The 19474-nt window shown below is 63.7% G+C and carries 20 protein-coding genes; 7 read left to right on the top strand and 13 right to left on the bottom strand.

Annotated features, from left to right (window positions below):
• Positions 1 to 130: 130 nt before the first annotated feature.
• The 9 genes from GVL12_RS12580 to grpE all read right to left on the bottom strand — a co-directional run bounded on the left by GVL12_RS12580 (position 131) and on the right by grpE (position 9716).
• On the bottom strand, positions 131 to 1045 hold the full coding sequence (locus GVL12_RS12580) for a hypothetical protein (RefSeq protein WP_159914427.1): 915 nt from the start codon (positions 1043 to 1045) through the stop codon (positions 131 to 133).
• A 331-nt stretch (positions 1046 to 1376) separates the two neighbouring features.
• The gene (leuB, locus tag GVL12_RS12575; RefSeq protein WP_159914425.1) at positions 1377 to 2447 is read right to left on the bottom strand and encodes a 3-isopropylmalate dehydrogenase; all 1071 of its coding nucleotides are present in this window, start codon (positions 2445 to 2447) and stop codon (positions 1377 to 1379) included.
• A 75-nt stretch (positions 2448 to 2522) separates the two neighbouring features.
• Positions 2523 to 3176, bottom strand: a complete 654-nt coding sequence (gene leuD, locus GVL12_RS12570; protein WP_159914423.1) for a 3-isopropylmalate dehydratase small subunit — start codon at positions 3174 to 3176, stop codon at positions 2523 to 2525.
• A gap of 33 nt (positions 3177 to 3209) precedes the next feature.
• Entirely contained in the window at positions 3210 to 3335 is a 126-nt protein-coding gene (locus tag GVL12_RS12565) for an entericidin A/B family lipoprotein (RefSeq protein WP_159914421.1), read from the bottom strand.
• An 18-nt stretch (positions 3336 to 3353) separates the two neighbouring features.
• Positions 3354 to 4775: a 3-isopropylmalate dehydratase large subunit gene (gene leuC / locus GVL12_RS12560; RefSeq protein WP_159914419.1), complete on the bottom strand. Its 1422-nt coding sequence runs from the start codon at positions 4773 to 4775 to the stop codon at positions 3354 to 3356.
• 41 nt (positions 4776 to 4816) lie between these two features.
• On the bottom strand, positions 4817 to 5731 hold the full coding sequence (locus GVL12_RS12555) for a LysR family transcriptional regulator (protein ID WP_159914417.1): 915 nt from the start codon (positions 5729 to 5731) through the stop codon (positions 4817 to 4819).
• A 164-nt stretch (positions 5732 to 5895) separates the two neighbouring features.
• Positions 5896 to 7038, bottom strand: coding sequence for a molecular chaperone DnaJ (gene dnaJ / locus GVL12_RS12550; RefSeq protein WP_159914415.1), 1143 nt, complete (start codon positions 7036 to 7038; stop codon positions 5896 to 5898).
• A 91-nt stretch (positions 7039 to 7129) separates the two neighbouring features.
• Positions 7130 to 9073, bottom strand: coding sequence for a molecular chaperone DnaK (gene dnaK, locus GVL12_RS12545; protein ID WP_159914413.1), 1944 nt, complete (start codon positions 9071 to 9073; stop codon positions 7130 to 7132).
• A gap of 88 nt (positions 9074 to 9161) precedes the next feature.
• Positions 9162 to 9716, bottom strand: a complete 555-nt coding sequence (gene grpE / locus GVL12_RS12540) for a nucleotide exchange factor GrpE (RefSeq protein ID WP_159914411.1) — start codon at positions 9714 to 9716, stop codon at positions 9162 to 9164.
• 236 nt (positions 9717 to 9952) lie between these two features.
• Here grpE and rpsF point away from each other — a divergent pair, with 236 nt between their 5' ends.
• The 5 genes from rpsF (at position 9953) to dnaB (ending at position 12984) form a co-directional block, all read left to right on the top strand.
• The gene (gene rpsF / locus GVL12_RS12535; RefSeq protein WP_159914409.1) at positions 9953 to 10315 is read left to right on the top strand and encodes a 30S ribosomal protein S6; all 363 of its coding nucleotides are present in this window, start codon (positions 9953 to 9955) and stop codon (positions 10313 to 10315) included.
• Between the two features lie 26 nt (positions 10316 to 10341).
• Entirely contained in the window at positions 10342 to 10632 is a 291-nt protein-coding gene (gene priB / locus GVL12_RS12530; protein ID WP_159914407.1) for a primosomal replication protein N, read from the top strand.
• A gap of 18 nt (positions 10633 to 10650) precedes the next feature.
• Positions 10651 to 10932: a 30S ribosomal protein S18 gene (gene rpsR / locus GVL12_RS12525; protein WP_012207026.1), complete on the top strand. Its 282-nt coding sequence runs from the start codon at positions 10651 to 10653 to the stop codon at positions 10930 to 10932.
• 12 nt (positions 10933 to 10944) lie between these two features.
• On the top strand, positions 10945 to 11397 hold the full coding sequence (gene rplI / locus GVL12_RS12520; protein WP_159914405.1) for a 50S ribosomal protein L9: 453 nt from the start codon (positions 10945 to 10947) through the stop codon (positions 11395 to 11397).
• A 171-nt stretch (positions 11398 to 11568) separates the two neighbouring features.
• Positions 11569 to 12984, top strand: coding sequence for a replicative DNA helicase (gene dnaB, locus GVL12_RS12515; protein WP_159914403.1), 1416 nt, complete (start codon positions 11569 to 11571; stop codon positions 12982 to 12984).
• Between the two features lie 214 nt (positions 12985 to 13198).
• Here dnaB and GVL12_RS12510 read toward each other — a convergent pair whose 3' ends face one another.
• The 4 genes from GVL12_RS12510 to GVL12_RS12495 form a co-directional block, all read right to left on the bottom strand.
• Positions 13199 to 13594: a hypothetical protein gene (locus GVL12_RS12510; protein WP_159914401.1), complete on the bottom strand. Its 396-nt coding sequence runs from the start codon at positions 13592 to 13594 to the stop codon at positions 13199 to 13201.
• Between the two features lie 3 nt (positions 13595 to 13597).
• Positions 13598 to 15403 carry a PhoH family protein gene (locus GVL12_RS12505; protein ID WP_159914399.1) on the bottom strand — a complete coding sequence of 602 codons (1806 nt, stop codon included), beginning with the start codon at positions 15401 to 15403 and terminating at the stop codon, positions 13598 to 13600.
• 166 nt (positions 15404 to 15569) lie between these two features.
• Positions 15570 to 16058: a peroxiredoxin gene (locus GVL12_RS12500; protein WP_159914397.1), complete on the bottom strand. Its 489-nt coding sequence runs from the start codon at positions 16056 to 16058 to the stop codon at positions 15570 to 15572.
• A 241-nt stretch (positions 16059 to 16299) separates the two neighbouring features.
• Positions 16300 to 16668, bottom strand: coding sequence for an Mth938-like domain-containing protein (locus tag GVL12_RS12495; RefSeq protein ID WP_159914395.1), 369 nt, complete (start codon positions 16666 to 16668; stop codon positions 16300 to 16302).
• A 161-nt stretch (positions 16669 to 16829) separates the two neighbouring features.
• Here GVL12_RS12495 and GVL12_RS12490 point away from each other — a divergent pair, with 161 nt between their 5' ends.
• Both GVL12_RS12490 and GVL12_RS12485 read left to right on the top strand, forming a co-directional pair.
• Complete coding sequence (locus GVL12_RS12490) at positions 16830 to 18059, top strand: pyridoxal phosphate-dependent aminotransferase (protein WP_159914393.1); 1230 nt, start codon at positions 16830 to 16832, stop codon at positions 18057 to 18059.
• A gap of 76 nt (positions 18060 to 18135) precedes the next feature.
• Positions 18136 to 19470: a homoserine dehydrogenase gene (locus GVL12_RS12485; RefSeq protein WP_159914391.1), complete on the top strand. Its 1335-nt coding sequence runs from the start codon at positions 18136 to 18138 to the stop codon at positions 19468 to 19470.
• The last annotated feature ends 4 nt before the right edge of the window (positions 19471 to 19474 follow it).

Here is a 19474-nt window from a genome sequence, read left to right as displayed (position 1 = left end):
CCCCGGGCGCGCAATGGGCGCTGTGCTTGGCCAGGCCTTTGCGCGGCTTGCCCGCAGCCCGCAAGGGCTGGCGGGAGGACCCGGGGAAGAGCTGCCTGTTGGGCGGCCAGCAGGCTTGCGGGCCTGGGGATCAGCAGGCGGCCGACATGGTGAGATCCGTTCCCATGGTTGCAACGGTGAACCAGGCTTCGGAGCAGGCCAGCGGCGCGCAATCCGCGTCAAGGTCGTCGAAGGAAACCACTTGATCGCGACCCGCCGGCAAGAATTCCTGCGTGTCGCCGAAGTATTCACTGTCATCGCTGAACCAGCTTTGCGCGCTGTCGTCCAGGCCGGCCGACATCGCCGAAGTCAGCAGCACATCGCTGTGCCCGATGTGGGCGTCCAGTGTCTGGGACGCGTCGGTGAAATGCGGCATATCGTCCTGATCGACGCGGATCTCGAGTGCGCCGAGGTCCAGAGGCTTGCCCGACAGTACGGCCATGCCATCCTGGGCGGCCGCTGCCGCCATGCCGGCCAGGTGCAGGACGTCGCCGAGCAGGGCCTTGCCCAGCGCGGGAGCCTGGACCTGCAGTTCGGCCCAGACGGCCGAACCGGCGTCCATCGCCTTGCTGGACAGCGTGGCGTAGCCGCTCTTGAGGGCGGAGTAACCGAAATCCAGCACCTTGGCGCCTGCTGCTCCTGCCAGTTCCGTGACCATGGTGGCGCCGCTCTTTGCCGGGGCATCGGTCGTGCCGGCCTGCGTGCCGAATTGCCAGGCATGTGTGCTTTCAAGGGTGCCGTAGGCGGCCTGCGCGACGATGTCCTTTGCGCCATAGGCCAAGGCCGGAGTGGCGTTCGCCGCACCGATGACCACGTTCATCGCTGCGTTGCCCAGCGTTTGAGCCGCGGCCAGCGTGCCGTCTGCGGCGATCGTGCCCAGATCCTTGGCCAGGTTGGTGGTGGAGGTCCAGTTGATATTGTTGTCCTGGCAGTAGGCTGCTGTACCGGGGAAGTAAGACGCGGCCTTGTTCCAGATGCCGCTGACGCTGTTGTAAAAGAATGACATGGAAATAGTATGAAAAGGTTATGAAAAGGCGGACTGCAGCGATATGCATGGACTGAACCGCCCCAGCTGCTTTTTCGTGCCAGATGGGGCCTACTTTTTCAGCGCGACGGGTGCCGTGCCAATGCAAACCCGCACCGTTTGCAATAAAGTAGCCGAATACTGAGGCAATCACATTTCTATATCAATAGCTTTTATCTATTTTGAGCTGTATTCCTACACATGCGAAAAAGGACTGTGGATGCATGTGTTGGCTGCGCGAGACACTGCGGCGCCATAAAAAAAGCAGCCATTGCTGGCTGCTTCTTGCGGGGAGGCAGGGGAGGACGCGGGATCAGCGCAGTGCCGCCACCACGGCATCGCCCATTTCCGCCGTGCCCACGCGCGTCGTGCCTTCGCTCCAGATGTCGGGCGTGCGCAGGCCCTGGGCCAGCACGGCCTGCACCGCGGCTTCGATGCGCTGGGCTGCGGCTTCCTGGTTCAGGCTGAAGCGCAGCATCATCGCTGCCGACAGGATGGTCGCCAGCGGGTTGGCGACGTTCTTGCCGGCGATGTCGGGCGCGCTGCCATGGCTGGGCTCGTACAGGCCCTGGCCCTTGGAGTTGAGGCTGGCCGAAGGCAGCATGCCGATCGAGCCGGTGAGCATGGACGCTTCATCCGAGAGGATGTCGCCGAACATGTTGCCCGTGACCACGACGTCGAAGCGCTTGGGTTCCTTGACCAGTTGCATGGCCGCGTTGTCCACGTACATGTGGTCCAGCTGCACGTCGGGGTATTGCTTGCCGACTTCGGTGACGACGTCCTTCCAGAACTGGAAGGTCTCGAGCACGTTGGCCTTGTCGACGCTGGTCACGCGCTTGCTGCGCTTTTGCGCGGCCTGGAAGGCCACGTGGGCGATGCGCTCGATCTCGGGGCGCGAATAGCGCATGGTGTCGAAAGCTTCCTCGGCACCGGGGAAGTGGCCGTCGGTGGCCACGCGGCGCCCGCGCGGCTGGCCGAAATAGATGTCGCCCGTGAGTTCACGGATGATCAGGATGTCCAGGCCTGCGACCAGCTCGGGCTTGAGGCTCGAAGCGTGCGTCAGTTCCTTGTAGCAGATGGCGGGGCGGAAATTGGCGAACAGGCCCATGTGCTTGCGCAGGCCGAGAATCGCCTGCTCGGGGCGCAGCGGGCGGTCCAGCGTGTCGTACTTCCAGTCGCCCACGGCGCCGAACAGCACGGCGTCGGCTTCCATGGCCAGCTTGAGCGTGGCTTCGGGCAGGGGGTGGCCGGTGAGGGCGTAGGCGGCGCCGCCGACCGGGGCCGATTCCATCTCGAAGTCCAGGTCGAGTGCGCTCAGCACCTTGACGGCTTCTGCGACGATTTCCGGGCCGATGCCGTCGCCGGGCAAGACTGCAATTTTCATGGGAGTTCTCTGTGAAAGTGAAAAAACGGGGCTGCGGGCGCGGGCGCTGGCCGGCGCGCGCAGCGGCTCAGGCGATCAGCCTTGCACCAGGGTATGGGCGAGCCAGGGTTTGGTCGCCAGGCGCTGGGCTTCGAAGGCCTTGATCTTGTCGGACTGGCGCAGGGTCAGGCCGATGTCGTCGAAGCCGTTGAGCAGGCAGTATTTGCGAAACGCATTCACGTCGAATGGAATCTCCTCGCCCTGGGGTCGCACGATGACCTGGCGCTCGAGGTCGATGGTCAGCTGGTAGCCGGGGAAGGCCGCGACCGCGTCGAACAGCGCGGCGACCGTGGCTTCGGGCAGCACGATGGGCAGCAGGCCGTTCTTGAAGCAGTTGTTGAAGAAGATGTCGGCAAAGCTCGGCGCGATGACGGCGCGAAAGCCGAACTGGTCGAGCGCCCAGGGCGCGTGCTCGCGGCTCGAGCCGCAGCCGAAGTTCTTGCGCGCCAGCAGGATGGACGCGCCCTGAAAGCGTGGCTGGTTCAGCACGAAGTCGGGGTTGGGCTTGCGGCTGGCCGGGTCCTGGCCGGGCTCGCCATGGTCCAGGTAGCGCCATTCGTCGAACAGGTTCACGCCAAAGCCGGTCTTCTTGATCGACTTGAGGAACTGCTTGGGGATGATGGCGTCGGTGTCGACGTTCTCGCGGTCCATCGGGGCCACGAGGCCTTGGTGCACGGTGAATTTTTGCATGGAAGGAATTCGTTGGTATGGGGCGGGACGGTATCAGCGTGCGGCGCGCTCGAGGGCATTGCCCGCGCGCTGCACGTCCTGGCCTATGCCCTGTACGGTGTTGCAACCCGCCAGCGTGAAGGCCAGCGCGGCGAGACACAGGGCAGCGGCTTTTTTCATCGTTGGACTCCCGGAAGTTCAGGAAAACCGGCGCACGTCGACGAAATGGCCGTGCACCGCGGCGGCCGCGGCCATTGCCGGGCTGACCAGGTGGGTGCGTCCGCCCGCGCCCTGGCGGCCTTCGAAGTTGCGGTTCGAGGTCGAGGCGCAGCGCTCGCCGGGCTCGAGCCGGTCGGCGTTCATCGCCAGGCACATCGAGCAGCCGGGCTCGCGCCATTCGAAGCCCGCGGCCTTGAAGATCAGGTCCAGTCCTTCGCGCTCGGCCTGCTCCTTGACCAGGCCCGAACCGGGAACGACCATCGCCAGCTTCACGTTCTTGGCGACCTTGCGGCCGAGCTTTTGCACCATGGCCGCGGCTTCGCGCATGTCCTCGATGCGGCTGTTGGTGCACGAGCCTATGAACACCTTGTCGATGGCGATGTCGTTGATCGCCTTGCCGGGCTCGAGGTTCATGTAGACCAGCGCGCGCTCGATCGCGCCGCGCTTGTTGCTGTCCTTTTCCTTGTCGGGATCGGGCACGACGGCGTCAATGCCCAGCACCATTTCGGGCGAAGTGCCCCAGGTGACCTGCGGCACGATCTGCGTTGCGTCCAGCGTGACCACCAGATCGAACTGCGCGTCGGCGTCCGACTGCAGCGTCTGCCAGTAGGCCACGGCCTGCTCCCATTCGACGCCCGTGGGCGCCAGAGGGCGGCCCTTGACGTAGCGTATGGTCTTCTCGTCCACGGCCACGAGACCCGCGCGCGCGCCGGCTTCGATGGCCATGTTGCAGACCGTCATCCGGCCTTCCATGGACAGGTCGCGTATCGCCTGGCCCGCGAATTCGATGGTGTAGCCCGTGCCGCCGGCGGTGCCGATCTTGCCGATGATGGCCAGCACCAGGTCCTTGGCCGTGACGCCGGGCGCGGCCTTGCCGTCCACGCGCACCAGCAGGTTCTTGGCCTTCTTGGCCAGCAGCGTCTGCGTGGCCATCACATGCTCGACTTCCGAGGTGCCGATGCCGTGCGCCAGCGCGCCGAATGCACCGTGCGTCGAGGTGTGGCTGTCGCCGCAGACCACCGTCATGCCCGGCAGCGTCGCGCCCTGCTCGGGGCCCATCACGTGGACGATGCCCTGGCCCTTGTCCATGAACGGGAAGAAGGCCGCCGAACCGAACTCGCCGATGTTGTCGTTGAGCGTGGTGATCTGTTCCTTGCTGATCGGGTCGGCAATGCCTTCGTAGCCCAGTTCCCAGCCCGTGGTCGGCGTGTTGTGGTCGGCCGTGGCGACCACCGAGCTGATGCGCCACAGCTTGCGGCCCGCGACGCGCAGGCCTTCGAACGCCTGGGGGCTGGTCACTTCGTGCACCAGATGGCGGTCGATGTAGAGGATGGACGTGCCATCTTCTTCGGTGTGGACGACGTGCTCGTCCCAGATCTTGTCGTACAGGGTGCGTCCCATGGCGTTCTCTCGGCTTTGTGGTTTCAGGTGGGTGGGTGATTTTAGGCGGCGGCCAGGTGCTCTACCAGCAGCCGCGAAGTCATCGGCAGGGTCTCGAAATCGCGGGCCACGAGCAGCACGTCGCGCGCGGCCCAGTCGTCGCTCAGGCCCACGGCGCGCAGGTGGCCGACGCCATGCATCAGCGCGAACGCGCGGTCGGGCAGCAGGCCCAGGCCCAGGCCGTTGTCTATCATGCGGCACATTGCGTCGAGGCTGGTGACCTGGATGCGCTGGCGCAGCGGCTTGCCCGCATGCGCGGCCGCGGCCTGCATGGCCAGGCCTATGCTCGAGTCGGCCTTGAGGCCGACGATGTCCCAGTCGAGCACCTGGGCAAAGGCCACGCTGGGCGTGGTCGCGAGCGCATGGGCTTCGGGTACCACGACCACCAGCCGGTCGCTGCGGTAGGGGCGGGTCTGCAGCTCGCCCGCACCGCCCGTGCCCAGCGTGCAGATGCCCACGTCGGCCGTGCCTTCCTGCACCGCGTGCAGCACTTCGGCGCTCAGGCGCTCCTGCAGGTCGATCTTGATCTGGCTGTGGGTGCGCGCGAACCGCCCCAGGTCTTCGGGCAGAAACTGCAAAATGGCCGACATGTTGGCATGCATGCGCACATGGCCGCGCACGCCTTCGGCGTATTCGCTGAGCTCGCCCTGCATGCGCTCGAGTCCGAACAGCACGGTGCGCGCATGGTGCAGCAGGCTTTCGCCGGCCGGCGTGAGCGTCACGCCGCGGCTGTGGCGGTAGAGCAGGGCGGTATCGACCGCGGCTTCGAGGTCGGACAGGCGCTTGCTCACGGCCGAAGCGGCAATGAACTCGCGCTCGGCCGCGCGGCCGATGCTGCCGAGCTCGTAGACGGCGACAAACAGCTGCAGGGACGTAAGGTCGATACGGCGCGCAAAACTGCGCTCGGAATTCTTCATGGGTTTTATATGCTTCTCGAAAAGAGAAGTTAAGCGTATTTTCGCTGATTATTTTGCCTCTGTCATCGTAAACGACGATGGCAAGATTGTCTTTCAGCGAACATCGCCTCTGCAGTACGCAAAAAAATCCCCGCACGCGGCGGGGATGGTAGGCGCTGATGCGATCAGCTGAAGAACTTCTTGAGTCTGTCGGTCCAGCTTTCGCCGCTGGGCGAGTGGCGTCCGCCGCCTTTTTGCAGCGATTCCTCGAGCTCGCGCAGCAGCTTGCGCTGGTACTCGGTGAGCTTGACCGGCGTTTCGACCACGATGTGGCAGTAGAGGTCGCCGGGGTAGCTCGCGCGTATGCCCTTGATGCCCTTGCCGCGCAGGCGGAACTGCTTGCCGGCCTGGGTGCCTTCGGGAATGTCGATCGCCGCCTTGCCGGCCAGCGTGGGCACTTCGATCTCGCCGCCCAGGGCCGCGGTGATGAAGCTCACGGGCACCTGGCAATGCAGGTCGTCGCCTTCGCGCTCGAAGATGTCGTGCTTGCGGATGCGGATCTCGATATACAGGTCGCCCGGAGGCCCGCCGTTGGTGCCGGGCTCGCCGTTGCCCGTCGAGCGGATGCGCATGCCGTCGTCTATGCCCGCGGGAATCTTGACTTCGAGCGTCTTCTGGTGCTTGACCTTGCCCTGGCCCTGGCAGCTGGTGCAGGGTTCGGGAATGATCTTGCCCGTGCCGCGGCAATGCGGGCAGGTCTGCTGCACGCTGAAGAAGCCCTGGCGCATCTGCACCGAACCCTGGCCCGCACAGGTGGTGCAGGTCTTGGCGCTGGTGCCGGGCTTGGCGCCCGAGCCGTGGCAGGTGTCGCAGCTGTCCCACGAGGGGATGCGGATCTGCGCGTCCTTGCCCTTGGCGGCTTCCTCGAGCGTGATTTCCATCGCATAGCTCAAGTCGTTGCCACGGTAGACCTGGCGTCCGCCGCCGCGCCCGCCACGTCCCTGGCCCTGGCCCTGGCTGAACATATCGCCGAAGATGTCGCCGAAAGCTTCGGCGAAACCGCCATAGCCTTCGCCGCCGCCCATGCCGCGGTTCGGGTCCACGCCGGCATGGCCGTACTGGTCATAGGCCGCGCGCTTCTGGGCGTCCGAGAGCATCTCGTAGGCCTCCTTGGCCTCCTTGAAATTCTCTTCGGCCTTGACGGCGGTATCGCCCTGGTTGCGGTCAGGGTGATGCTTCATCGCGAGCTTGCGATAAGCCTTCTTGATTTCCTCGTCCGAGGCGTTCTTGGCAACGCCGAGGACTTCGTAATAGTCGCGTTTGGACATGTTGATTCGTGGGGCCGGTTGGAACAGGAACGCCGCGTCACCCCGAAAACGGGACGACGCGGCGGCGGTCAGTCACTGAGGACCTGGCGCATCAGTCCTTCTTGACTTCCTTGACTTCGGCGTCGACCACATTGTCGTCTTCGGGCGCCGAAGCACTCGCAGCAGCACCTGCGGCGCCTGCAGCCGCGGCTGCATCGGCACCGCCCGCGGCCTGCGCATCGGCGTACATCTTCTCGCCGAGCTTCTGGCTTGCGGTCATCAGGGCCGTGGTCTTGGCGTCGATCGCGTCCTTGTCCTCGGCCTTGAGGGCTTCCTCGAGGTCCTTGACAGCGGCTTCGATGGCCGACTTCTCGGCGGCGTCGAGCTTGTCGCCGTGCTCGGCCAGGCTCTTGGTCACGCTGTGCACCGCGGCTTCGCCCTGGTTCTTCGACTGCACGAGTTCCAGCTTCTTCTTGTCATCGGCCGCGTTGAGTTCCGCGTCCTTGACCATTTGCTGGATCTCTTCTTCCGACAGGCCCGAGTTCGCCTTGATGGTGATCTTGTTTTCCTTGCCCGAGGCCTTGTCCTTGGCGGATACGTTCAGGATACCGTTGGCGTCGATGTCGAAGGTCACTTCGATCTGCGGCACGCCGCGGCCTGCGGGTGGGATGCCTTCGAGGTTGAACTCGCCCAGGCCCTTATTGCCCGCAGCGATCTCGCGCTCGCCCTGGAACACCTTGATGGTCACGGCCGGCTGGTTGTCGTCAGCCGTCGAGAACGTCTGCGCGAACTTGGTCGGGATGGTCGTGTTCTTGGTGATCATCTTGGTCATGACGCCACCCAGGGTCTCGATGCCCAGCGACAGCGGCGTCACGTCCAGCAGCAGCACGTCCTTGCGGTCGCCCGACAGCACCTGGCCCTGCACGGCGGCGCCGACAGCCACGGCTTCATCAGGGTTCACGTCCTTGCGGGGTTCCTTGCCGAAGAATTCCTTGACCTTTTCCTGCACCTTGGGCATGCGGGTCATGCCACCGACCAGGATCACGTCATGGATGTCGGACACCGAGATGCCCGCGTCCTTGATGGCCATGCGGCAGGGCGCAATCGTGCGCTCGATCAGCTCGTCGACCAGGCTTTCGAGCTTGGCGCGCGTGAGCTTGATGTTCAGGTGCTTGGGGCCCGAAGCGTCGGCCGTCACGTAAGGCAGGTTGATGTCGGTCTGGGCCGAGTTCGACAGTTCGATCTTGGCCTTCTCGGCCGCTTCCTTCAGGCGTTGCAGCGCGAGCACGTCCTTGGACAGATCGACGCCTTGTTCCTTCTTGAACTCGCTGATGATGTAGTCGATGATGCGCTGGTCGAAGTCTTCGCCGCCCAGGAAGGTGTCGCCGTTGGTCGACAGCACTTCGAACTGCTTTTCGCCGTCCACGTCGGCGATCTCGATGATAGAGACGTCGAACGTGCCGCCGCCCAGGTCATACACGGCGATCTTGCGGTCGGCCTTGTCCTGCTTGTCCAGGCCGAAGGCCAGGGCTGCAGCGGTGGGTTCGTTGATGATGCGCTTGACGTCGAGGCCGGCGATGCGGCCCGCATCCTTGGTGGCCTGGCGCTGGGCGTCGTTGAAGTAGGCCGGCACGGTGATCACGGCTTCGGTCACGGGCTCGCCCAGGAAGTCCTCGGCGGTCTTCTTCATCTTGCGCAGCACTTCGGCGCTGATCTGCGGAGGGGCCATCTTCTGGCCGCGCACTTCGATCCAGGCGTCGCCGTTGTCCGCCTTGGTGATGGTGTAGGGCATCAGGTCGATGTCCTTTTGCACTTCCTTCTCGTCGAACTTGCGGCCGATCAGGCGCTTGGAAGCGTAGATCGTGTTGCGCGGGTTGGTCACGGCCTGGCGCTTGGCCGAGGCGCCGACGAGGATCTCGCCGTCTTCCTGGTAGGCAATGATCGACGGCGTGGTGCGCGCACCTTCGCTGTTCTCGATCACGCGAATGGTGTTGCCTTCCATCACAGCCACGCAGCTGTTGGTGGTGCCCAGATCGATACCGATGATTTTTCCCATGTTCTTCTCCGAAATATTGACTATATGAATGGCTGGTAACTTGTGGCGCGGGGGTCTTGCTTCAAGCCGTCGCGCCGAAATTTTTCAGCTAGTTAGGGGCCGTGACGGTCACCAGCGCCGGGCGCAGGATGCGGTCGGCGATCAGATAACCCTTTTGCAGCACGGCGACCACGGTGTTGGGGGCCTGCTCGGCGGGCACGACGCTGATCGCCTGGTGCAGGTGGGGGTCGAATTTTTCACCGGCCGCGGGGTCGATCGGCAGAACCCGGTTGCGTTCGAGCGCCGAAATCAGCTGGCGGCGCGTGGCGTCGGCGCCTTCGCGCAACTGCTCGGTCGTGGCCGACTGGATGGCGAGCGCGGCGTCGAGGCTGTCGCAGATGGGCAACAGGCTTTCCGCGAAACTTTCAATGCCGAACTTGCGGGCCTTGGACACTTCGTCCTCGGCGCGGCGGCGCGCATTCTCCGCTTCGGCCTTGGCGCGCAGGAACTGGTCGGCGAGTTCGGCACTCTTGGTCTTGATCTCCGCGAGCTCGGCCTGCAGGCGGGCGATTTCGTCCGCGCTGTGGACCGCCATCGCGGCTTCCACTTCTTCAGGCGAGGCATCTGCCGGGGCAAGGTGGGCTGTGGGATTCTGTTCAGACATGGGTTGAGGCTTCAAGAATAAGAAGAAAAAAACAACTGCTGCGCAGATGGGGCGCGTGCCGCAGGATTTCAAGACCGGCCGCTGCAGCGCGTCGCCAGGGCGTTAGGCCAGCATCTGGCAAGGACATCTCAAGGGGGGGAGTGTACAAGGCTGGCGATGCAGGGCTATAATTGCCTGCTTTGCCTTGCCACACCGCTACAGACGCAGCGGGGGGCCCAACCCAAAAGGGAGTTTACATGCGTCATTACGAAATCATTTTGTTGATCCACCCGGATCAAAGCGAACAAGTTCCAGCCATGCTGGAGCGCTACAAGGGCATGATTACCGCCGGCGGTGGTAAGGTGCACCGTGAAGAAGACTGGGGCCGTCGTCAACTGGCCTACATGATCAACAAGCTTGCCAAGGCCCACTACCTGTGCCTGAACATCGAAGCTGATCAAGCCGTGATGGCTGAACTCGAACACGCGTTCAAGTTCAACGACGCCGTGCTGCGTCACCTGACCGTGCAAAAGAAGAAGGCTGATACTGCACCTTCTTCGATGATGAAGACTGTCGAGCGCGAAGAAGCCCGCAAGGCCAACCAGGCCGAACAGGCCTGAGCTCAGCGTCACATCACGCCCACGGAGTGGAAAACCACGTTGTCCTGACTGCCTGTATCGCCGAGGTTCAACCCTTGCGCTACACGCCCGCCGGACTGCCAGCGCTGGATCTGAGGCTCGAACACGAGTCCCGGCAGCAAGAGGCAGGCACTGAGCGGAATGTCACGGCAGCTGTCAAAGCGGTGGCCTTCGGGGCACTGGCAGAGCGTCTGGCTCGTCAGGCCCCGGGCAGCAGCTGGAAGTTTCAAGGCTTCCTCGCTACCCCGCGCAACAGCAAGACAGTGGTGATGCACATCCAGGATATTCAACAAAATTAATTTTCAAGAGGTCCAGCAATGGCCACGTTCAAGAAATTCAACAAAGACAAGCGCCCCAAGCGCAACACCCAGTCGCTGCTGTTCAAGCGCAAGCGCTTCTGCCGCTTCACCGTGGCTGGCGTTGAAGAAATCGACTACAAGGATGTCGACACGCTGCGCGATTTCATCGGCGAAAACGGCAAGATCGTGCCCGCACGTCTGACCGGCACCCGCGCCATCTATCAGCGTCAGCTGAACACCGCCATCAAGCGCGCGCGCTTCCTGGCCCTGGTGCCTTACAGCGACCAGCACAAGATCTAAGGAGCACGAACCATGCAAATCATTCTGCTCGAAAAGGTTGTCAACCTGGGTAACCTCGGCGAAATCGTCAAGGTCAAGGACGGCTACGCCCGCAACTTCCTGATTCCTTCCGGCTTCGCACGCCGCGCGACCGAAGCCAACAAGGCCGAGTTCGAAGCCAAGCGCGTTGAACTGGAAAAGGCTGCTGCCGAAAAGCTGGCTGCTGCACAAGCTGAAGGCGAAAAGCTCGCCGGCGGCAATGTCAAGCTGTCGCAAAAGGCCGGCGTTGACGGCCGTCTGTTCGGCTCGGTGACCAACCACGACATCTCGGCTGAGCTGAACAAGCAAGGCTACAAGGTTGTGAAGTCGCAAGTGCGCCTGCCCAACGGTCCCATCAAGACCATTGGCGATACCACCGTGAGCGTGTCCCTGCACACCGACGTGGTTGTTGACGTGACCGTTTCGGTCTACGGCGAAACTGCTTAAATCAGCTTCGCGCTGAACGAAAGCCGCCTCAGGGCGGCTTTTGTGTTTTTGTCCCTCCCCTTTGGCTGCCGCTGCAAGCCATAGCCGCGTCTGGCGTGCGTGCAACGCGCGTCAAGGATGACGCCGGCGCCGGCTGCGGCTAGGATGGAGGGCTTGCCCCCAAGGAAATCCATGTCCTCTGTTATGCCTCCGCTCGAGCTCGATGATGCTTTTTCTCCCCCGGATCGCCAGGTCGCGCAGCTGCGCGTGCCGCCGCATTCGATGGAATCCGAATCGAGCGTGCTGGGCGGCCTGCTGCTGGACAACAACGCCTGGGACCGGGTGGGCGACCTGCTGTCGGACAGCGATTTCTACCGCCACGAGCACAAGCTGATCTACGAAGCCATAGGCAAGCTGATCAATGCCAGCAAGCCCGCCGACGTGATCACGGTCTACGAGAACCTGCAGACCATGGGCAAGGCCGAGGAAATCGGCGGCCTGATGTATCTGAACCAGCTGGCCCAGTATGTGCCCAGCGCGACCAATATCCGCCGCTATGCGGAAATCGTGCGCGACCGTTCCATCCTGCGCAAGCTGATCACGGCCAGCGACGATATCGCCACCAACGCGTTCAACCCCCAGGGCAAGACCGTGGAGCGCGTGCTCGACGAAGCCGAGTCGAAGATCTTCGCGATCGGCGAAGAGGGTGCGCGCAACAAGCAGGGCTTCCAGTCGCTGGACACGCTGGTCGTCGACCTGCTGGACCGGGTTCAGGAAATGGCCGACAACCCGATGGATGTGACCGGCGTGCCTACCGGCTTTGCCGACCTGGACCGCATGACTTCGGGCATGCAGGCGGGTGACCTGGTGGTGCTGGCCGCGCGTCCCTCTATGGGCAAGACCGCGCTGGCGGTGAATATTGCCGAGCATGTGGCGCTCAACGAAGGCCTGCCCGTCGCGATCTTCTCCATGGAAATGGGCGCGGCCCAGCTCGCGGTGCGTATCGTGGGCTCGATCGGTCGCGTGAACCAGGGCAATCTGCGCACCGGCAAGCTCAACGACGACGAGTGGCCACGGCTCACCGAAGCCATAGAGCGCCTGCGCACGGTGTCGCTGCACATCGACGAAAGCCCGGGCCTGACGCCGGGCGAGCTGCGCGCCAACTCGCGCCGCCTCGCGCGCCAATGCGGCAAGCTGGGCCTGATCGTGGTCGATTACCTGCAGCTGATGAGCGGCTCGGGCTCGGCGGCGAGTTCCGACAACCGCGCGACCGAACTCGGCGAAATTTCGCGGGGCCTGAAAATGCTGGCCAAGGAATTGCAATGCCCGGTGATTGCGCTGTCGCAGCTCAACCGCTCGGTCGAGCAGCGCACCGACAAGCGCCCGATGATGTCCGACCTGCGCGAATCGGGCGCCATCGAGCAGGATGCCGACATCATCATGTTCATCTACCGCGACGACTACTACAACAAGGACTCCAAGGAGCCGAACATCGCCGAAGTCATCATCGGCAAGCAGCGTAACGGGCCCACGGGCACCGTGAAGCTGTTCTTCCAGAAGAACCAGACGCGCTTTGAAAATCTGGCAATGGGTGCGGATGACTTTTAAAAGCCCCCCCTGAGCGACTTCGTCGCTTCCCCCTCTCAACCTTCGGTGGAGGGGGCGGCCGGCTAGGCACGGCAGCCTCGCTGCGGGGCGGCCCCTGCTCGCTGCCCCCGTGCTGGGCCGCGCCAGTTGCACAAGGCTTGCCCTGTTTCTTTGCGTAGCAGCGTAAAAAAACGGCCCGAAGGCCGTTTTTCCATTTCAAGCGCGGGGGCTCGGGTTACATGCGCCACAGCGCAATGACCAGCCCGACCACGGACACTCCCAGCACGGCGCAGGCCCATGCCAGGCGCTGGGCGCCGGTGCGCAGCAGGTCGACGGTGCGGATGACCTGGGCGTTCTGCTCGGCCAGTTGCTGGATCAGCTCGGCCGACTGCTGCTGGCCTTGCTCCAGCTGGCGTATGCGGCCTTCTAGCGACTGGATCAACTGCAGCGCCTGCTCGCCCGCCGAGTGGGGCGTGGAGAGCCGGCTTGCGGCCGGGGCCGCAGCGGCTTCCTCGGCTGCGGCGTCCTTCTTGCGCAGCAGGCCCTTGGCGGCCTTGACCACCTGGGGTGTGGCTTCGATGACGTCGCCCCAGGGAACCAGCTTGAGTGCGGTGATCCAGCTGATCGCCATGGCTTAGAGCACCTCGCTGGCAAAATCCGCCAGGCGCGAGCGTTCGCCGCGCGCCAGCGTGATGTGGCCGCTGTGGGGCCAGCCCTTGAAGCGGTCTACCGAATAGGTCAGGCCCGACGAGCCTTCGGTGAGATAAGGCGTGTCGATCTGCGCCAGGTTGCCCATGCAGACGATCTTGGTGCCCGGACCGGCGCGCGTGATCAGCGTCTTCATCTGCTTGGGCGTGAGGTTTTGCGCCTCGTCCAGGATCAGGTACTTGTTGAGGAAGGTGCGGCCGCGCATGAAGTTCATGCTCTTGATCTTGATGCGGCTGCGGATCAGCTCGTTGGTCGCGGCACGCCCCCACTCGCCGGCGTTGCCGCCGTCGCCCTTGGCCAGGAACTCGAGGTTGTCGTCGAGCGCGCCCATCCAGGGGCCCATCTTTTCCTCTTCGGTGCCGGGCAGGAAACCGATGTCCTCGCCTACGCTCACGGTGGCGCGCGTCATGATGATCTCGGTGTAGCGGCGCTCGTCAAGCACCTGGGTCAGGCCGGCCGCGAGCGCCATCAGCGTCTTGCCGGTGCCGGCCGTGCCGGTCAGCGTCACGAGATCGATCTCGGGGTCCATCAGCAGGTTCATGGCGAAATTCTGCTCGCGGTTGCGTGTGGTCACGCCCCAGACCGCGTTCTTCGCATGGCTATAGTCGCGCAGCGTCTTGAGCACGGCCGTGCGATCGCGGATTTCGGTCACGCGCAGGAACAGGCTGGGCTCGCCCGGTGCCTCGTAGTAGACGAACTGGTTGATCATGAACTGGCCGACGATCGCGCCCGTGACCCGGTAGCAGGTGTACGGGCCTTCGTTCCAGCTTTCCATGCCCTTGCCGGCCTTGGTCCAGAAGTCCTGGGGCAGCGGCATCAGGCCCGAATACAGCAGGTCGCCGTCCTCGAGCACCTTGTCGTTCTGGTAGTCCTCGGCGGCCAGGCCCAGTGCGCGCGCCTTGACGCGCATGTTGATGTCCTTGGACACCAGCACCACGTCGCGGCCATTGCGCTGGCGGCGCAGGGCTTCGACCACGCCCAGGATCTGGTTGTCGGCCTTGCCCTGGGGCAGGCTTGTGGGCAGCGTGCATTCGAGGGCTTCGGTCTGGAAGAACAGCTGGCCGGTCGCGCTGCGCTGGCCCGAGGCATTCAGGCGCAGGCCCTTGTCGAGGCCGGTTTCGCCCTGGGCGGCGACCAGTGCATCGAGGCTGCGGCTGACCTGGCGGCCATTGCGCGCGACTTCGGTCATGCCCTTCTTGTGGGCGTCGAGCTCCTCGAGCACCACCATCGGCAGGAAGATGTCGTGCTCTTCGAAGCGAAACAGGCTTGTGGGATCGTGCAGCAGCACATTGGTGTCGAGCACGAACAGCGTGGTTTGGTCCGAGCGCGATTTGCGCTTGCTGATCTTTGCTGCTGCCGCCGGCGCCGGGGTTGGCGCTGTCTGCGCTGCGGTGACCGGTGCCTTGGCTTCGACGGCCGGGGCGGGTGTGCTGGCGGGCTTGGTACGACGGGCGCGAGGCGCGGCGGCCGTGACCGGGGCAGGCGCAGAAGCGGCCGCCGGGGCCGCAGGCGCGGGAGCGCGCGCCGTTGTTTCAACCTGGATCAGAGGGGCTGCGGCTTCCACGCTGGCGGTGCGCCGGCGTGCCGGGGTGGCGGCGGGGACAGCCGTGGGGGCGTCGTCGAGGTCATCGTCGGCAATGTTCGGGCGCGTGTCCTTGCGTTGTGCGACTACGCTGAAAGCTTCGGCAGGGAGAGTGGCCGCGCGGCGGCTGGGTGCAGGAGGCAGTGGCATATTCGGCAGGCCCAATCAAAAAACAGCGGAACAAAAAGCACAAAGCCGCCACGGAGACCGGGGCGGCTTGGGATTGGAAACACAGGATGGAACGAAGCTCAGGAGCATCGTTCCATTATGCATACCTCTGTGACAGACAGAGGCATTCAGGAGCAGCGGCGAAAAATCAGGCCGCTTCCTTCTTCAGCGTCTTCAGGGACTTGACGGCCTTGAGCACTTCCTCGACGTGGCCGGGCACCTTGAGGCCGCGCCATTCCTGGTGCAGCAGGCCGTCGGCGTCGATCAGGAAGGTGCTGCGCTCTATGCCCTTGACCTTCTTGCCGTACATGATCTTGTTCTTGACCACGCCGAACATGTGGCACATCTTCTCTTCGGTGTCGGCGATGAGTTCGAAGGGCAGCTCGAGCTTTTCCTTGAAGTCATCATGGGATTTCATGTTGTCGCGCGAAACACCGAAGACTGCGGCACCGGCTTTGACAAAATCCTTGTATTTATCCCGAAACTGCATCGCTTCGGTGGTACAACCGGGCGTATTGTCTTTAGGATAGAAGTAGAGAATCACAATTTGGCCGTTGTGGGAGGTGTTGGACACCTTGAGCCCGCCGGTTGCATTGGCTTCGAATTCAGGGAGTGGTTTGTTGACAACGATCGCCATGCGCTTCTATCTCTCGGGTGTAGTCGTTGAATAGTTGAGGGCAAAGGTCTGTTATTGCTTTGGTGCAACCCCCAACCGCAGCTCTGTATTTTACCCTGAATTGATTTAGAGCGCCTGAACACAACCCTTGAGGCGTCGTTGTGCGGCCTTGCCGTGCAGCAGCAGCGCGCCTGGCCTCTTGTCCACCGCAAGTCTTGCGGGATTGTCCTAGCCTCGCTGGGCCCGCTGCTTTTCGCCGGAATTACTCCAGCAGCAACGCCGCGACCACGTTTCTTCCCTCGCCCGCGAGGATGTTGTAGGTACGGCACGCGGCCTGCGTGTCCATGGTTTCCAGGCCTATGCGCCTGGCCATCAGCGGCTGCAGCCAGGCCGGCGGCACGAAGCGGTTGCGCGTGCCGCTGCCGAACAGTACCAGTTCCGCGGGGATTTCGGCGAGCTCGGCGAAATGCGCGGGCGTGAGGTCTTCGAAACGCTTGCAGTTCCAGTCCTGGCGCAGCCCTTGCGCGCTGATGATCAGGCTGTGGCTGATTTTTTCCTGGTCGATGGCGATCCAGCCGGGGCCATAGCCGCGTATGGTCTGTGCTTCGGAGCGGTCGGGTTGGAATTTCATGCTGCGCTCGGTTGTGGCTGCGCGCAGGCAGCCGGCGTGAAAATGGGACTGCGGCCATGCCCATGGGCGCGATGGTGCAGCGCGGAACTGTGGTCAAATTATAGGTTTCACCAGGGGGTCATTGCCCTTTGGCGTGTTCTGCAGTAACTACTCCTACCAGCATGAAGACCGTCCACAAATCCGCCAAACTTGCCAACGTCTGTTATGACATCCGCGGGCCCATCATGGACGCGGCCAAGCAGATGGAGGAAGACGGACACAAGATCATCAAGCTCAACATCGGCAATCTGGCGGTGTTCGGCTTCGATGCGCCCGAGGAAATCCAGCAGGACATGATCCGCAATCTGCCCAATTCCGCGGGCTATTCGGACAGCAAGGGCATTTTCGCGGCGCGCAAGGCGGTGATGCACGAGACCCAGCGCCAGGGCATCAAGGGCGTGACGCTCGATGACATCTACCTGGGCAACGGTGCGTCCGAGCTGATCGTGATGGCCACCAACGCACTGCTCGACAACGGCGACGAACTGCTGCTGCCCGCGCCCGACTACCCGCTGTGGACGGCCGCGGCCAGCCTCTCGGGCGGCACGCCCGTGCATTACATCTGCGACGAAGCCAACGGCTGGATGCCCGACCTCGACGACATCCGCGCCAAGGTCACGCCGCGCACCAAGGGCATCGTGGTCATCAACCCGAACAACCCCACGGGCGCGCTGTATTCGACCGAGCTGCTCAAGGGCATCGTCGAGATCGCGCGCGAGCACGGCCTGGTGATCTTCGCCGACGAAGTCTATGACAAGGTGCTCTACGACGACGCAGTGCATGTGCCCATGGCCAGCCTGTCGACCGATGTGCTGACGCTGACCTTCAACTCGCTGTCCAAGGCCTACCGCTCCTGCGGCTACCGCGCGGGCTGGCTGGTGGTGTCGGGCGACAAGCGGCCTGCAGGCGACTACATCGAAGGCCTGAACATGCTGTCGAACATGCGGCTGTGCGCCAATGTGCCCGGCCAGTGGGCGGTGCAGACCGCGCTGGGCGGCCACCAGAGCATAGACGACCTGGTGCGCGCGGGCGGCCGGCTGCGCGTGCAGCGCGACCTCGCGCACGAACTGATCACCGCCATTCCGGGCGTGAGCTGCGTCAAGCCCCAGGCCGCGCTGTACATGTTCCCCAAGCTCGATCCGGCGATCTACCCGATCAAGGACGACCAGCAGTTCTTTCTTGAAATGCTGCAGGAAACCAAGGTCATGCTGGTCCAGGGCACGGGCTTCAACTGGCCCGAACCCGACCATTTCCGCATTGTCTTCCTGCCGCACGAAGCCGACCTGCGCGAAGCCATTCGCCGCGTCGCCGTATTCCTCGAAAAAGCGCGCGTGCGCTTTGGCACGAACTGATTTCTTTCTTCGCTCTCCCATTGCTGCAAGCGCGGGCGTTTGCGTGCTGCAGCCTTTTTTGACTGGCAATTTGTATATGAAACCGATCCAAGTAGGCCTTCTGGGCATTGGCACCGTGGGTAGCGGCACGTTCAACGTGCTGCAGCGCAATCAGGGCGAAATTCGCCGCCGCGCGGGTCGCGGGATTGAAATTACCATGGTCGCCGACTTGGACACCGAGCGCGCTCGCAGTGTGGTCGGCGACGCCGTCCGCGTGGTCGGCGACGCGCGCGAAGTCATTGCCAACCCCGACATCGACGTCGTGGTCGAGCTGATCGGCGGCTACGGCATCGCCAAGCAGTTGGTGCTCGAAGCGATTGCCGCGGGCAAGCATGTGGTCACGGCCAACAAGGCGCTGCTGGCCGTGCATGGCACGGAAATCTTCCAGGCCGCGGCCGACAAGGGCGTGATGGTGGCCTACGAAGCGGCCGTGGCCGGTGGCATTCCCATCATCAAGGCGCTGCGCGAAGGCCTGACGGCCAACTCCATCCAGTGGCTGGCGGGCATCATCAACGGCACGACCAACTTCATCCTGTCCGAAATGCGCGACAAGGGCCTGGACTTCGACGTGGTGCTCAAGGAAGCCCAGCGCCTGGGCTATGCCGAAGCCGATCCGACCTTCGACATCGAAGGCGTGGACGCGGCCCACAAGGTCACCTTGATGAGCGCGATCGCATTCGGCATTCCGGTGCAGTTCGAGAAGGCCTATATCGAAGGCATCACGGGCCTGGCCGCGGCCGACATCCGCTATGCCGAGCAGCTGGGCTATCGCATCAAGCTGCTGGGCATCACCAAGCGCACCGACAAGGGCGTGGAGCTGCGCGTGCACCCCTCGCTGGTGCCATCGAAGCGCCTGATCGCGAACGTCGAAGGCGCGATGAACGCCGTGGTGGTGCATGGCGATGCCGTCGGCACGACGCTGTACTACGGCAAGGGCGCGGGCTCCGAGTCCACGGCCAGCGCGGTGATTGCCGACCTGGTCGATATCGCGCGCCTGGCCGATGCCGATGCCGCGCACCGCGTGCCGCCGCTGGCCTTCCAGTCGAACACGCTCGAAGGCGCGATGAGCAGCCTGCCCGTGCTGCCGATGAGCGAAGTCGTGACCAGCTACTACCTGCGCCTGTGCGTGTCCGACGAAGCCGGCGTGCTGGCCAGGGTCACGGGCATTCTCGCCGACGCGGGCATCAGCATCGATGCCGTGCTGCAGCGCGAAGCCGATGAAATCGGCGGCGAGGGCTCGACCCAGACCGACCTGATCATTCTCACGCACGACACGCGCGAAGGCGACATGGACGCTGCCCTGGTGCAGATCCAGGCGCTGCCCACCGTGCTGGCCCCGATCAACCGCATCCGCAAGGAAGAGCTGAACTGAAGGC

It is taken from the genome of Pantoea sp. 18069, from assembly GCF_902706035.1.
In the GTDB taxonomy this organism is placed as follows: domain Bacteria; phylum Pseudomonadota; class Gammaproteobacteria; order Burkholderiales; family Burkholderiaceae_C; genus Comamonas.
The sequence above is the reverse complement of the archived record's forward strand: the minus strand, read 5'-3'. Positions and strand labels throughout refer to the sequence as shown.

Coding starts and splice junctions, on each gene's coding strand:
- GVL12_RS12580 (WP_159914427.1), bottom strand. CDS start 1,045: ATGTCATTCTTTTACAACAGCGTCAGCGGCATCTGGAACAAGGCCGCG.
- leuB (WP_159914425.1), bottom strand. CDS start 2,447: ATGAAAATTGCAGTCTTGCCCGGCGACGGCATCGGCCCGGAAATCGTC.
- leuD (WP_159914423.1), bottom strand. CDS start 3,176: ATGCAAAAATTCACCGTGCACCAAGGCCTCGTGGCCCCGATGGACCGC.
- GVL12_RS12565 (WP_159914421.1), bottom strand. CDS start 3,335: ATGAAAAAAGCCGCTGCCCTGTGTCTCGCCGCGCTGGCCTTCACGCTG.
- leuC (WP_159914419.1), bottom strand. CDS start 4,775: ATGGGACGCACCCTGTACGACAAGATCTGGGACGAGCACGTCGTCCAC.
- GVL12_RS12555 (WP_159914417.1), bottom strand. CDS start 5,731: ATGAAGAATTCCGAGCGCAGTTTTGCGCGCCGTATCGACCTTACGTCC.
- dnaJ (WP_159914415.1), bottom strand. CDS start 7,038: ATGTCCAAACGCGACTATTACGAAGTCCTCGGCGTTGCCAAGAACGCC.
- dnaK (WP_159914413.1), bottom strand. CDS start 9,073: ATGGGAAAAATCATCGGTATCGATCTGGGCACCACCAACAGCTGCGTG.
- grpE (WP_159914411.1), bottom strand. CDS start 9,716: ATGTCTGAACAGAATCCCACAGCCCACCTTGCCCCGGCAGATGCCTCG.
- rpsF (WP_159914409.1), top strand. CDS start 9,953: ATGCGTCATTACGAAATCATTTTGTTGATCCACCCGGATCAAAGCGAA.
- rpsR (WP_012207026.1), top strand. CDS start 10,651: ATGGCCACGTTCAAGAAATTCAACAAAGACAAGCGCCCCAAGCGCAAC.
- rplI (WP_159914405.1), top strand. CDS start 10,945: ATGCAAATCATTCTGCTCGAAAAGGTTGTCAACCTGGGTAACCTCGGC.
- dnaB (WP_159914403.1), top strand. CDS start 11,569: ATGTCCTCTGTTATGCCTCCGCTCGAGCTCGATGATGCTTTTTCTCCC.
- GVL12_RS12510 (WP_159914401.1), bottom strand. CDS start 13,594: ATGGCGATCAGCTGGATCACCGCACTCAAGCTGGTTCCCTGGGGCGAC.
- GVL12_RS12505 (WP_159914399.1), bottom strand. CDS start 15,403: ATGCCACTGCCTCCTGCACCCAGCCGCCGCGCGGCCACTCTCCCTGCC.
- GVL12_RS12500 (WP_159914397.1), bottom strand. CDS start 16,058: ATGGCGATCGTTGTCAACAAACCACTCCCTGAATTCGAAGCCAATGCA.
- GVL12_RS12495 (WP_159914395.1), bottom strand. CDS start 16,668: ATGAAATTCCAACCCGACCGCTCCGAAGCACAGACCATACGCGGCTAT.
- GVL12_RS12490 (WP_159914393.1), top strand. CDS start 16,830: ATGAAGACCGTCCACAAATCCGCCAAACTTGCCAACGTCTGTTATGAC.
- GVL12_RS12485 (WP_159914391.1), top strand. CDS start 18,136: ATGAAACCGATCCAAGTAGGCCTTCTGGGCATTGGCACCGTGGGTAGC.